The organism is Lentzea flaviverrucosa (assembly GCF_003350445.1).
Classification (GTDB): domain Bacteria; phylum Actinomycetota; class Actinomycetes; order Mycobacteriales; family Pseudonocardiaceae; genus Lentzea; species Lentzea californiensis.
In genome coordinates, this window is record NZ_QQAU01000002.1 from 373,409 (window position 1) to 386,173 (window position 12,765).

Consider the following 12,765-nt stretch of genomic DNA (forward strand, 5'->3'; position numbering starts at 1 on the left):
AGAACGTCTGTTGGACAGAATATCTGCATGGCATACTTTCGGCATGACAGATCATGGCGTCGAGCTCCTGTGGGACGAGTCGACGCGCCCCCGAGGTCCGGAGCCTGAAGCGGACGCGGTCTACAGCGTTTCGGGCAGGGCGATGGGCCGTCAGCTGGTCGGGGTCCACGACCACCTGCGTGAGGAGCTGGCGAAGGTCCGTTCGATCATCGAGCAGGCCGTGAACGGCACCATCGGCGTGGGCGAGGCGCGGTCCGAGATCAACACGATGACCATGCGCCAGAACAACTGGACGATGGGCGCGTACTGCGAGAGCTACTGCCGGCTCGTCACCCTCCACCACACGCTCGAGGACACCAGCCTCTACCCGCAGCTCAGGGAGGGCGACGCGCGGCTCGGGCCCGTCCTCGACCGGCTGACCGAGGAGCACCACGTCATCCACGAGGTGCTCGAACGCCTCGACGCCGCGCTGGTGGCCACGGTCGCGGAACCGCGGAAGATCGTCCAGGTGCAGGAGGCGGTCGACCTGCTCACGGACACGCTGCTGTCGCACCTGTCCTACGAGGAGCACGAACTGCTCGAGCCGATGGCCCGCATCCCGTACCACCACTGAGTGCACTTGGGCGTGTGCTCAGGCCCGCGCCCGGCGGCTGCCAACAGACTGGGTGCGTGGACACCAGGAAGCGAGTCGATCCCGTCCGGCGCGGTCGCACCATCCTGGGGGCGTCGTTGCTGCTTACAGCCGCCGCCGCGGGAACGAGAGCCGCCGCCGGGTTCAGCTACGCGCCCGAACTGGAGTCCGCGATCCGCGCGGACGAAGGCCTCGACGTCACGATCGCGCTGCACACCGGGCTGACGTACGCGTGGCTCGTGTTCGCGGTGCTGACGGCGGCCGCCGCGATCCCGTTGCTGGCCAGCGGTTCGGGGCGGACGTTCGCGGCCGGCGTCTGCTACGCGCTCGGCATGCCGTTGCTGCTGTTCAGCATCGGCGTGATCGCCCCGATCTCGACGGTCCAGACGCTGACGTGGCTGGCGTGCGGCGCCGCTCTGCTGACGGGGTGCTTCGTGATGCTGACGGCAGGACCGGTGCCGCAGCGGGAAGCTCCGAGCCGGCGCGGGCCGGCCCGGAGCCGTCGCCGCTAGGGCGTGTCCCGTAAGTCTCGTCCGCGATAGTCGCGGCCGAGGGCCCCGGAGGCGGCACCGCCGCAAAGCCCGAATACGCCCGGTATGAGGGCATTGCGGCGGCACCGCCTCCGGGACTCTCGACCGTGACTCTCATCGAACGGACTTACGGGACACGCCCTAGCGGCCGGTCACCGTGCAGGTCGCGGTCGCGGACCTGGCGGGGTTGCTCTCCGACACCGCCGTCAGAGTCACCTTCGACATGATCGGCCCGCCGTTGCGCTGCGCGTGCACCGGGACGTCGACCCGGCCGCCGAACTTGGCCGTGGCCAGCGCGTTCGGCACCGAGACGGTCCAGCCGTCCGAAGCCTTCGCCGTCACGCGGTAGACGTCACCGTCGAGGTACTGGTCGACGGGCTCCGGGTGCTGTCCACCGGGAGCGGCCGTGCGGCCGGTGTTGGTCAGCGGGAAGCGGCACGTCGCCACGCCCGACGAGTCGGCACGCGCCGCGGTCGGGTTGACCCGCACGCCGCGCTGCTGCGGTCCGGCGCCGTCGAGCGACCGGATCGCCACCGTGTAGGACAGCACGCCACGGGAGTCGCGTTGCAGGTCCAGCACGTAGAAGTGCAGGCGGTTGGCCGTGTCGACGAACTCGAACTCGCTGCCGGAGTTCGTGCCCGCGTGCAGCAGCGCGTCGGACAGCTGGCGGTAGTCGCCGATCGTGATCGGGACCTCGGTGCCGTCGGGCAGGACGTAGTCGGTCATGCCGATGTCCTGCGGGTTCGCGTCGATCACCCACGTGAACGGTGCGGCGTCGGCGTTCTTGGTCTTGGCCAGCATCACGCCGGAGTCCGGGGTGAACGAGTCGGCGCCCATCCGGTCCACGACCTCGAGCGTGTAGTTGTTGTAGCCGCCGCCGTCGCAGAACGGGTTCGTGGAGACGTTGCAGGACGGGGACTTGTCGCCGGTGCCCAGCGCGAGGTTGATGCCGGTCAGGCCGGTGGCGCCGGGATCGACCTCGCGCGCGGTGATCTTCGCGATGACCGTGCCGGACCCGGCCAGTGCCTCGCGGGACAACCGCAGGACGTTCTTCTCGTCCACGATGCCGAGCTTGATCTTGTTGCGCAACGTCTGCTGCGCGCCGAGCGACGCACCGCCGGTCGCCGGGATGGTCCAGCGGGAGTGCGGGCCGCCGGGGCCGTTGAACGAGCCGCGCGACAGCATGTCCCACGGGCCGCTGTAGTCACGGCGCGGCGGGCTGCCGTACGGGTTGTTGTAGTTGTCGCCGATGCCGAGGAGGTGGCTCAGTTCGTGCGCGTAGACGCCCTGGCCGGAGCTCTCGGCCTGGGTGGACGAGCCGCCGCCCGCGTTGGGCCAGATCGACGAGCCCGCGGCCCACGAGGTCCAGTCCACGTACCGGGTGCTCGACCAGTTCGGCAGCGCGGGATCGGGCGGGCCGAAGGCGTCGGTCACGTCCTCCTTGGTCCGGAACTTCATCATCCCGAACTCCTGCCACGTGCCGGACTCGTCCTGGCCCGCCGACAGGTAGTAGGTGAAGTCGTAACCCGCCGGCACCTCCGCGCCGACGTCTGCCACCCACGCGGCACGGCCGTCGGTGCGGATGTTGCGGTTGCAGGAATCGCCTGCGGGACAACCGGTTCCGCCCTGGAACTCCATGGCGTACTCGTGGTCCTTGCCCGGCATCGTGTACGGGCCGAACGCCTTCAGGTCGACGCCGTAGCGCCCGCCTGAGGTCTCCATCCAGTACTCGTGCACGGTGTGGCCGCGGTTGAGGCCGTTCGGCTTGTTGAGGAAGTCCTGGTAGAACTGCCCGACCTCGGCGCGCGGCACGTTGCTCGCCTCGGCGCTGGGGTTGCCGAACACCGTGGAGTTCTTCGCCTGCGTGACGACGAACGGCTGGTTCGGGTAGTCCAGCAGGACCAGTGCGCCCTTGAAGGTGCGCACCGAACCCTTGACCGCCGGGTCGGCCCAGTTCGTACCGGGGATCTTCTTGTAGTCCCGTTCCCACGTCATGTGGTCGGGGTTGACCCAGTTCTGCGGGTCGATCGGCCCCGGGAAACCGGCCTGCGCGAGCACGCGGGCCGAGTCCCTGGACTGCTGCCACGGCTGTTGTTGCGGCCAGTGGTCGTACTGCCAGTGGTTCGACGGTTCTTCCGGAGGAGCTGCGGCCGAGTTGCCGGCGGTGAACATCGCGATCGAGAGGAGCGCGGTGATCAGCAAGGCAGGGCGCCGGTGTGTGCGTTCCATGCCCTCACCGTGGTGCAGACAGGCCCGTCCCAACCACCCTTCGATCGTCTGCTGGTCAACGGATCTAGGGCACGAGTGCCCATGCCTGCTGCGCGCTGGCCTTGCAGAAGGCGAGCCACCGGCTCTGGGTGGTGATCACGCCGTCGTAGCCGGCGCGGGCGAGGGCGGCGGAGGAGTTCTGCTGCGTCTGCGGGCCCCAGTCGCCGTCGATGCCGGTCGAGATGCCCCAGATGTACTGGCAGGCGGCCTGGACGAAGTAGGTCTGGGTCGCCGAGCCGGTGGTGAAGCTGGAGTCGCCGCTGCCCGAGATCGCGTTGTCGATGTGGGCGTGGTTGTGGTGCTCGGCGTTGTCGAGGTACGAGATGACGTGCCGGAAGTGGTGGTGCAGCGACGCCATCGTTCCCCAGTAGCGGATCCGCGCGGTGCGCAGGGCGTCACCGGTGGAGTTCTTCCACTGGTCGTACCGGCCGTTGAAGGCGGTGAACGTCGCGCCCGTGTCGCGGTTCGTGATGAGCATGCGGGCGAGGTCGAACGCCCTGCCCTCGCCGTGCATGCCGGACTTGTTCACGTACGCGCCGTACGAGTAGATCTTGTGCGGCGCGGTCCAGTGGTACGGCGTCCAGTTCCGCCAGTGCACGTGCCAGGCCTCCAGGCGGGAGTAGAAGCCGGGGTCGTAGCGGAACGACGTCGCGGCGCCGTTCACCTCGTAGAAGGTCGGCTGCGAGTTGATCTCGCTCTGGGTGACGAGGGCCGCCGCGGAGGCGTTCCCGGTGCCGAGCAGAACCGCCGCTGAGCCCGCCACACCCGCGGCGAGAATGCTCCGGCGCGACATCGATCCGTTCATGCCCGGCAGTCTTTCGCCGGACATGAACGCGATCCCTAGTCCTGAGGCCAGTCTTCGGCCTCGGCCTCCTCCTCGGCGTGCCGCGCCTCCTCCAGCACGCGACGCACCTGCTCCTCGCTCGCACCGAACATGAAGCACATGCCCGCGACGTTAGGCGCGTCGATCCGCGAGGGCTTCTCGATTCCTGCTCGCTCTTCGCGCGCGTCCGGCTTCTCCAGCGGACTTCGGCGTGCTGTCATGCACCATGACAGATCGCGGCGACCGCATCGTGAGCGTGCTGGAAGAGGCCTTCGCGGGCCTGATGGCGGCCGACCCCGCCGCGTTCCGGCACAAGTTCCGCAAGATGGCGGCCGAACCGTTCACGTTCTACCGCGGCAGCGCGTGCCTGTTCTACGCCGACATGGCCGAGCTGCCCGACGAGTGGGCCGACGAACGCACCAGCCGCATCTGGATCCAGGGCGACCTGCACGCGCAGAACTTCGGCACGTACATGGACTCCGAGGGCACGCTGGTGTTCGACGTCAACGACTTCGACGAGGCCTACCTGGGCTCGTTCACGTGGGACCTCCGCCGATTCGCCGCCTCGATGGCGTTGCTGGGCTGGCGCAAGGCCCTGCCGGACAGCGCGATCGCCGACCTGATCAGCACCTACGTCACCGCGTACGTCGCCCAGGTCCGCACGTTCGCCGAGCACCCGGACGACGAGCTCTTCAGCCTGCGCCTCGACAGCACCGAGGGCACGCTGCACCGCGTCCTGCAACGCGCCCGCCTGTCCACCCGGATCGGCCTGCTGGACGAGAAGACCACGATCGTCGACTACGAACGCCGCTTCCGCCGCGACCGCGAGGGCATCCACGAACTCTCCGAGGACGTCCTCGAGACCGTCGCCCGCGCCTTCGCGTCCTACCTGGACACCATCCCGACCGGCAAACGGGCGTCGAGCCGCACCTACGCAGTGAAGGACGTGGTGGGCCGCAGCGGTTTCGGCATCGGCTCAGCCGGCCTGCACGCCTACAACATCCTGGTCGAGGGACGCTCCCAGGCGTTGGAGAACGACGTCGTGCTGTCCATGAAGCAGGCCAACGTGGCCGCCCCCAGCCGCATCGTCCCCGACGCCAGGATCCGCGAGTACTTCACCGACCACGGCCACCGCACCGCCGTCTCGCAGCGAGCCCTGCAGGCCCACGCCGACCCGTGGCTCGGCCACACCGAGATCGACGGCGTCGGCTACGTCGTGTCCGAACTCTCCCCGTACGAGGCCGACCTGGACTGGTCGGACCTCACCGAGCCCGCCGACATGCTGCCCGTGCTCGGCTACCTGGGCCGCGCCACCGCGAAGATGCACTGCGTGGCCGACTCGGACTCCGCGCAGACCCTCGTGGACTTCCAGTGCGAGGAGGCGATCGCGTCGGCCATCGGGGGCCGGGACGCCGAGTTCTGCGAGTCCGTCGTGGCGTTCGCCCTCGACTACGCGCGGCAGACCCGGGAGGACCACCGGCTGTTCGTGGACGCGTTCCGGGACGGGCGGATCAAGGGAGTGGGCTCGACGGCCTGAGCGCTAGTGCACGAGGCCGTGGTGGCGGTTCGTCCACGCGGCGACGGCCGGCAGCACGTCCGTGATCCACTCGCGGGCAGCGGCCGTGAGTTCGTAGCGAGCCGCGCGGCGGAGCACGAAACCGTTGTCCTGCAGGCGTTCCAGCGTGAGGATCACCTTCGGGCCGAGGTTCGAGAGCAGCTCTTCCGCGCTCTTCGCGCCGTCGGACAGCGCGACGAGGACCTGCGGCAGCTGGTCGCTGCTCATCAGGTCCTGCAACGCGAGCAGGTGGTGCAGGGCCGCGGAGTCCGCCTTGCGCTCGGTGGCGAAGGTGCTCGGGTCGTGGACCTGGACGCGGGCCCGGCCGCCTCGCTTGGCGCGCTGCAGCGCCGCGTCGGTGTCGCGGACCAGGTCGATCAGCGTGTCCTCGGCGGTGGGCACGTGCGACGCGACGCCGATGGACGCCGTCTGACCGTGCAGGGTGACGTGGTAGCCGTCGTTCGTGGTGATCTCGGTCTGCAGTGCGCGGATGCCGCGCAGGATGCGTTCGGCCACCATGGCCGCTTCTCCGCTCGTGGTGCGGGGCAGCAGCACGAGGAACTCATCGCCACCGTGGCGGCACACGAGGTCCGTCGGGCGCGTGTGGGCGGTCAGCACGGCTGCGACGTCGCTCAGCACCACGTCGCCGGCGGGGTGGCCGTACTCGTCGTTGATCTTCTTGAACCGGTCGAGGTCGATCATGAGCAGCGCGACCTGTTCCCAGCGGCGCTGGGCGCGGCGGTACGTCGCGGGCGCCTGGTCGTCCCAGCCCCAACGGCCGAGGAGGCCCGTCAAGCGGTCAGTCGCCCACGCGCCAACGGGTTGTGCGCACGAATTACAGCGCGAGGGAGCGCTCTCGTCGTGCAGGCGCAGAGAACCGTGGTCCACCGGTAGCCCCATCCGCACAGTCGCCATGAGTCCCCCCAGACTTCAGCTCTGACCGGCCCGATCTGCCCCTTTCAACTGAGGTGACGTCGTTCGGATCAAACGCGACACATCAGTGCAAGCGGCGGAGTGTGATCATAGGGCTACCGACAGGTGGTTTCAACCCTTGTGATGCCATATGCTCTCTTGGTTCCACAACAGTGGAAAGATCCCCGGGCCCTTGGTCGCTCCAGCGGAGGTGTGGCGTGAGGCCGTTCGCCGAGGTCCTCAACGAGCTGTGCAACAACCCGCCCGACGGCCGGGGCAAGGTCACCAACGTAGCGCTCGCCGCCGCGGTGAAGGCGCGGGGCGGGGACATCGGGCACGGCTACATCTCGCAGCTGCGACTCGGCGTGAAGGACAACCCGACGTGCCAGGCGATCGTCGACCTCGCCGGCGCTCTCGGCGTGCACCCGGCGGTGTTCCTGAACGGTCGCCGTGAACTGCACACCGCAGAACAGCCCGGTTGGCGCCCAACGGCGTTGAGCACGCTCTTCGAGGCCGTGCACCCGCCGGACCGCGGCCCCTGGTCACCGGAGGAGGTCGCGACCGCGATCAGCTCGTCGGGCCAGTTCGGCAGCATCTCCGCCAGCTACATCCGCGAACTGCTGAGCAACACCAGCGACAACCCGCGGCTCAAGCACATCCTCGGCCTGGCCGACCACTTCGGCGCCGATCCGGCGTACTTCTTCGACGACGACCTGGCGGCGCGGGTCGACTCCGAGTTGACGGACTTCCTCGCCCTGCGCGAACTCGGCGTCGTCGAGTTCGTCACCCGTCTGGCCGAACACACCGGCGATCTGTCCCCGCAGGCCAGGGCTGCTGCGGTAGAAGGGTTCCGGCAGGCGCTCGAAGTCGGCGAAGGCTGGTCGTTCCCACTGAACAGCCGCCGTCCGTCCGCGGACCGGACTTGATGACGACGACGGCGTGAAGATCTCTGCTTGGATCGCTGCAGACGACATCGAGAGGAGGCGACGGGTGAACCGCAGGAAACTGCGCAAGCTGGTCGACGAGGTCGCCCGGGACCTCGACCTGCCGCCCGACGCCACGCATCAAGAGGCGAGCCGCCGGGTCTGCGAGCTGATGAGCGAACGGCTCGGGCGTGCTGTCGACGTCCGCTTCGCCGCCATCACGAACGCGGTCTGCCTCAGCGGTGCGACCGCGTTGCTCGAGAACGGCACGTACCTCGTCATCTGCGCCGACTCCCCGTCCTGGTACCACCGCCTGCACGTGCTGCTGCACGAGTTCGCGCACGTGCTTCTGAAGCACCAGCCCGTCGCGCTGACCCGCGACGAGGGCATGCGCAGGCTCGCGCCACACCTGCTGCCGCGGATGGCGAAGATCATCGCCGGGCGGACGACGCTGACCGAGGACGAGGAGCGCGAGGCCGAGAACCTCGCCGACCACCTGCTGGAAAGGCTGACGGAGCACCGGGTCTGGGCGGACACGGCCACCACCGAGGAGCCCGCGCACGTGCGCCGGGTGGCCGAGTCGCTCGAAGGAAGATCTCGCTGGGTGCGTCGTGGCGATCTTTAACCTGATCTACCTCTCCTGCGGCATGGTCGGTCTGTTCCTCCTCGCGTACAAGATCCGCGCGCTGCGGTCGAGCTGGGGCAGTCCCCGTGTCGTCGCGCTCATCTCGACCGTGTTCTTCTCCGCGTTCGCCCTGCTCTTCGCCGCCCCCGCGAACATCGCCTGGATCAACTGGACGAGCGGCGTGCCGAACTTCGCCGCCCTGCTCGTCTACAGCCTGGTGGTCTGCTTCGCCGGAGCGGCGTTCGCGTTGGTGCTGTACTGGCGGTACCCGGCGGCCCAGGCGTGGCAACGGGTCCGGCTGATCCTCGTCAGCTACAGCACGATCGTCGCGGCGATGGTCGTGCTGTTCTTCAAGTCCGAGGTCGACGAGGAACGCCAGGTCGACTTCGACACCTACTACGCGACGCAACCGACGATCGCGGTCTTCCTGTTCATCTACCTCGTCGCGACCATGGTCGGCTGCGGCGGTCAGGCCTACCACTGCTGGCAGGGCTCGCGGGACCAGGCGATCTCCGCGCGGCCGTGGCTCCGGCTCGGACTGCGCTGGTACTGCGCCGCGGCGCTGTTCCCCATGGCGTTCGCGGTCATCAAGCTGTTCGTGCTGCTGATGGACTGGGCCGGCGAGCGCAGCTTCGACGTGCTGAGCACGACGGCGCCGCTGATGGCGTCGCTGAGCATGATCCCGCTGGTGATCGCGATGGCGCTGCCGGTCTTCGGGCCGCGCCGCCCGTCACCCTCGCTGTGGGTGCGGCGCTGGCGCACGTACTTCGCGCTGCGGCCGCTGCACCGCGCGCTGGTGCACGTGAACCCCGGCATCGTGCTGGTGGCGCCGGGCAAGTTCCTCAACCCGCACCACCGCGTGCGCCGGCAGATCATCGAGCTCAACGACTGGCGCTGGGCGCTCACGCCGTACTTCGACCTGAGCATCGGCGAGGCCGCGACGTCCCTCGCACGCCAGGCCGCGCTGCCCACCGACGAACTGGCCGCCGTGGTGGAGGCCGCCCAGCTGCGCGCCGCGGGCTCGTCCGACGGCCGCGCACGGGCGCCCGAACGCCGTCCCACCTCGGTGATCGTCGACGGCACCGACCTCGCCTCCGAGCACGACAGGTGGGTCCGGATCTCGCGTGCGTACCAGCACTCGCCGATCGTCGACGCCGCCGTCGCCGACGCGGCACGAGTGCAAGCAGCAGGGGGAATGGATTAGATGGCACCCACACACGCCGTAGTCCTCGGCGGTGGACTCGCGGGCATGCTCACGGCGTCCGTCCTCGTCCGGTACTTCGACGAGGTCACCGTGGTGGAGCGCGACAAGCTGCCGGACGGCCCCTCGCCGCGTTCCGGCGTGCCTCAGGCCCGCCACGCGCACCTGTTGATGTCCGGTGGCGCGCGGGCGATCGAGTCGTTGCTGCCGGGCACTCTGGACGCGTTGTTCGCCGCCGGGGCGCACCGGATCGGCGTGCCGAACGCCCTGGTGTCGCTGAGCGCCCAGGGCTGGGTGCCGCGGTTCCCGGAGATGCAGTTCATCGTCTCGTGCAGCCGCGGCCTGCTGGACTGGGTGGTGCGCAGCCAGACGTTGCGGGACAACAAGATCTCGGTGCTGACCGGCACCGAACCGGTGTCGTTGCTCGGTGACCGGCAGGCGGTGACCGGGGTGCTGGTCGAGGACCGGATCTCCCGCGAGCAGATCTCGCTGGAGGCCGACCTGGTCGTGGACGCGACCGGACGCGGCTCCCGGCTGCCCGCCTGGCTGGTGGACTTCGGGCTGCCCGCCGTGCACTCCGAGAGCGTCGACTCCGGACTCGCCTACGCCACGCGGATCTTCCAGGCGCCGCCGACGGCCGCCTCCGGTTTCCCGATCGTCAACGTGCAGGCGAACCCGCGTGATCCGTTCCCCGGTTGCACCGCGACCCTGCTGCCCATCGAGGACGGCAAGTGGCTGGTCACGCTGTCCGGGACGCGCGGCGGCGAGCCGTCGACCGACGAGTCGGAGTTCGTCTCGTTCGCCCGCTCGGTGCGCAACCCGGTCGTGGGCGAGCTGATCGCCGCGGCCGAGCCGCTGTCGCCGGTGTACGGGTCGCACAGCACCGCGAACCGGCGGATGTTCTTCGAGCGCTTGAAGTCGTGGCCGCGCGGCCTGCTGGCGCTGGGCGACTCGGTGGCCACCTACAACCCCGTCTACGGGCACGGCATGTCGGTCGCGGCGCAGAGCGCGCAGGCGCTGGACGCCGGTCTGGCGGCCGGGCACTCCGCGCAGCAGGTCCAGCGCGGCATCGGCAAGGTGGTCGACGGGGCCTGGGCGATGGCGACCAACCAGGACATCCTCTACCCCGGCGCGGTCGGGAAGCCGTTGCCGCTGGCCGGACGGGTGCTGCAGCGTTATGTGGACCGTTTGGTGCGCACGGCGACGACGGAGGCGCCGGTGACACGGGCGTTCCTGGACGCGTTCACGTTGTCCGCGCCGATGGCGAACCTGGTCAGGCCCAAGATGATCTGGGCGACCCTGCGCGGGCCGCGGTCGGCTGCACCGGAGCCGACGCTGACCGCGGCCGAACGGGATCGCGTCACCGGCTGACGCGTACTGCCTTCAGGCCGCCATCGCTCGTGCCGGTGTGCCGGTGAGCGCTCTCGTCGTTCCGCTGGCGCGGGACCTGGTGCTGCTGCCGCTGTTCGACGCGCCGGACAGCGGACAGGTGGCGGACTGGTCGTCGCGCGGGCCGGTCGCGCTCGTGGACGCGGAGCACTTCGGCGGCACGGGTTCGCAGCGGACCCAGGTGCGGGATCAGGGCCGCAGCGTGCTCAAGCCGTTGGTGCGGGAGGAGGACGACCCGGTGCCGGACGTCTCGCCCATCTCCCAGTCGCTTTGGTGGCTAGGTGGCGTGACGGGCGAGCACCACGACGAGTTCGAGGCCGTGGGGCTCGGCCGGCACCGCGACACCGCGGACTGGGTCACGTCGGCGGGGTGAACTCCGCGCTCTGCACGTAGGTCATGGCCTCGACGAACTTCGGGTCCGCCATCCTGGCCTCCAGTTCGGCCCCGGTGGGCTCCGCGACCCGCTGGTGCAACCACCACAGGTTGCCGAACGGGTCGGCGAACCGGCTGACCCGGTCTCCCCAGAACAGTTCGGTGGGCTCGGTGACGACCCTGCTGCCGCGCTGCACGGCGCGCTCGAGCGTGGTCGCGTCGTCGGCGACGTAGAGGCGCAGGAACGCGGGGGTGGGCTGCCAGTTCGGCTGGTCGAACAGCATCACGACCGAGTCGCCGATGCGGACCTCGGCGTGGCCGATCTCCGGCGCCTCGCCGACGCGGCCCAGTTCGGTGGCGTCGAACACCTCGGTGATGAAGTCGATCAGCTCTGCCGTCCTGCCTCGGCTGATCAGCCACGGCGTCACGGTGTGGTAGCCCTCGGGCACGATGTTCATCCGGTCTCCCCTTTGCTCGTCGGGGATGACCGTATGAGCCATGTAGGACGACATCGGTCCTAGTTCCTGGCTAGATTCGCGGTATGAGTGATGCCGCCCGGTTGTTGCGCCTGCTGTCGTTGCTGCAGACACCGCGCGAGTGGCCGGGCAGCGAGCTCGCTGCCCGGCTGGAGGTCACGCCGCGGACGGTGCGGCGCGACATCGACCGGCTGCGCGACCTCGGCTATCCCGTCGAGGCGTCGATGGGCGTGCTCGGCGGGTACCGGCTCGGCGCGGGCGCGGCGATGCCTCCGTTGCTGCTCGACGACGAGGAGGCCGTGGCCATTGCGGTCGGCCTGCGCACCGCCGCCCGGCAACCGGTGGCGGGCATCGCCGAGGCGTCGTTGCGCGCCCTGGCGAAGCTGCAGCAGGTGCTGCCGCCCCGGCTGGCCCGGCGCGTCTCGTCGCTCACGTCGGCCACCGCTCCCACCCCGGCCTCGTACGCCGCACTGGTCGACCCCGGTCAGCTGACCGTGATCGCCGGCGCGGTCGCGGCCCGCGAACGGGTGCGGTTCGCCTACGTCGCCAACGAGAACGTGCTGTCGAAACGGCACGTGGAGCCCATTCAGCTGGTAGCGCTCGGCCGGCGCTGGTACCTCCTCGCCTTCGACGTGGACCGTGACGACTGGCGGGTCTTCCGGCTGGACCGCGTCTCAGCCGCCCTGGCCACCGGGGCTCGCTTCGCACCCCGCGTGCCGCCCGGCGGGGACGCGACGGAGTTCGTGACGCGGAAGATGTACGACTCGGCCCCGACCTTCCGGGCCCGCGCGACCCTGCGGCTGCCCGTGGAGCTGGCACGGGCCCGGCTGGCGGACTTCGCCGGCGACCTGACCGCCGTCGACGACGGTTCGTGCTACTGGCACAGCGTCGAGGACACGATCGACTACCTCGCGTTCCGCCTGACCCTGCTGGGGTGCGACTTCGTGGTGCACGGGCCAGGTGAACTGGTGGAGCACCTGCGAGGGCTGGGTGAGCGGATCGGCCGGGCGGTGGGTTGAGCCCAGGGCTCCGCGTGGCTGAGGACCTTGCGCGAGGGAGG

At 69.7% G+C, this 12,765-nt stretch carries 14 protein-coding genes; 9 read left to right on the plus strand and 5 right to left on the minus strand.

Annotated elements, in window-relative coordinates:
• Window positions 1–43 precede the first annotated feature (43 nt).
• Complete coding sequence (locus DFR72_RS07830; RefSeq protein WP_245982636.1) at window positions 44–613, plus strand: hemerythrin domain-containing protein; 570 nt, start codon at window positions 44–46, stop codon at window positions 611–613.
• A 56-nt stretch (window positions 614–669) separates the two neighbouring features.
• Window positions 670–1,143 (plus strand): hypothetical protein, encoded by a 474-nt coding sequence (locus DFR72_RS07835; protein ID WP_090066668.1) that lies wholly within the window; start codon window positions 670–672, stop codon window positions 1,141–1,143.
• 159 nt (window positions 1,144–1,302) lie between these two features.
• Here DFR72_RS07835 and DFR72_RS07840 read toward each other — a convergent pair whose 3' ends face one another.
• The 3 genes from DFR72_RS07840 to DFR72_RS44905 all read right to left on the minus strand — a co-directional run bounded on the left by DFR72_RS07840 (window position 1,303) and on the right by DFR72_RS44905 (window position 4,473).
• A complete protein-coding gene (locus DFR72_RS07840; protein WP_090066669.1) occupies window positions 1,303–3,390 on the minus strand; it encodes a M6 family metalloprotease domain-containing protein in 2,088 nt (695 codons plus the stop codon).
• A gap of 64 nt (window positions 3,391–3,454) precedes the next feature.
• A complete protein-coding gene (locus DFR72_RS07845) occupies window positions 3,455–4,258 on the minus strand; it encodes a hypothetical protein (protein ID WP_114773632.1) in 804 nt (267 codons plus the stop codon).
• 11 nt (window positions 4,259–4,269) lie between these two features.
• Complete coding sequence (locus DFR72_RS44905) at window positions 4,270–4,473, minus strand: hypothetical protein (RefSeq protein WP_090066671.1); 204 nt, start codon at window positions 4,471–4,473, stop codon at window positions 4,270–4,272.
• A 5-nt stretch (window positions 4,474–4,478) separates the two neighbouring features.
• On the opposite strand from DFR72_RS44905, the gene DFR72_RS07850 reads away from it, so the two are divergent.
• Complete coding sequence (locus DFR72_RS07850; protein WP_090066672.1) at window positions 4,479–5,789, plus strand: DUF2252 domain-containing protein; 1,311 nt, start codon at window positions 4,479–4,481, stop codon at window positions 5,787–5,789.
• Between the two features lie 3 nt (window positions 5,790–5,792).
• Here DFR72_RS07850 and DFR72_RS07855 read toward each other — a convergent pair whose 3' ends face one another.
• Complete coding sequence (locus DFR72_RS07855; RefSeq protein ID WP_170176171.1) at window positions 5,793–6,602, minus strand: GGDEF domain-containing protein; 810 nt, start codon at window positions 6,600–6,602, stop codon at window positions 5,793–5,795.
• Between the two features lie 335 nt (window positions 6,603–6,937).
• Between DFR72_RS07855 and DFR72_RS07860 the strand changes: the two genes are divergently transcribed.
• From DFR72_RS07860 to DFR72_RS07880, 5 genes are all read left to right on the plus strand, one after another.
• Window positions 6,938–7,645, plus strand: a complete 708-nt coding sequence (locus DFR72_RS07860; protein WP_090066674.1) for a hypothetical protein — start codon at window positions 6,938–6,940, stop codon at window positions 7,643–7,645.
• A 64-nt stretch (window positions 7,646–7,709) separates the two neighbouring features.
• Window positions 7,710–8,267 carry a hypothetical protein gene (locus DFR72_RS07865; protein WP_090066675.1) on the plus strand — a complete coding sequence of 186 codons (558 nt, stop codon included), beginning with the start codon at window positions 7,710–7,712 and terminating at the stop codon, window positions 8,265–8,267.
• A complete protein-coding gene (locus DFR72_RS07870) occupies window positions 8,254–9,471 on the plus strand; it encodes an MAB_1171c family putative transporter (protein ID WP_143086748.1) in 1,218 nt (405 codons plus the stop codon). The genes DFR72_RS07865 and DFR72_RS07870 overlap by 14 nt, the downstream gene beginning before the upstream one ends.
• Window positions 9,472–10,839, plus strand: coding sequence for an FAD-dependent oxidoreductase (locus tag DFR72_RS07875; protein WP_090066677.1), 1,368 nt, complete (start codon window positions 9,472–9,474; stop codon window positions 10,837–10,839). It abuts the gene before it with no gap.
• Between the two features lie 43 nt (window positions 10,840–10,882).
• Window positions 10,883–11,230 carry a hypothetical protein gene (locus tag DFR72_RS07880; RefSeq protein ID WP_143086749.1) on the plus strand — a complete coding sequence of 116 codons (348 nt, stop codon included), beginning with the start codon at window positions 10,883–10,885 and terminating at the stop codon, window positions 11,228–11,230.
• On the opposite strand, the gene DFR72_RS07885 is transcribed toward DFR72_RS07880, so the two are convergent.
• Window positions 11,214–11,687, minus strand: coding sequence for a VOC family protein (locus DFR72_RS07885; protein ID WP_090066679.1), 474 nt, complete (start codon window positions 11,685–11,687; stop codon window positions 11,214–11,216). The two genes, DFR72_RS07880 and DFR72_RS07885, sit on opposite strands and share 17 nt — an antisense overlap.
• A gap of 83 nt (window positions 11,688–11,770) precedes the next feature.
• Between DFR72_RS07885 and DFR72_RS07890 the strand changes: the two genes are divergently transcribed.
• On the plus strand, window positions 11,771–12,724 hold the full coding sequence (locus DFR72_RS07890; protein WP_090066680.1) for a helix-turn-helix transcriptional regulator: 954 nt from the start codon (window positions 11,771–11,773) through the stop codon (window positions 12,722–12,724).
• Window positions 12,725–12,765 lie beyond the last annotated feature (41 nt).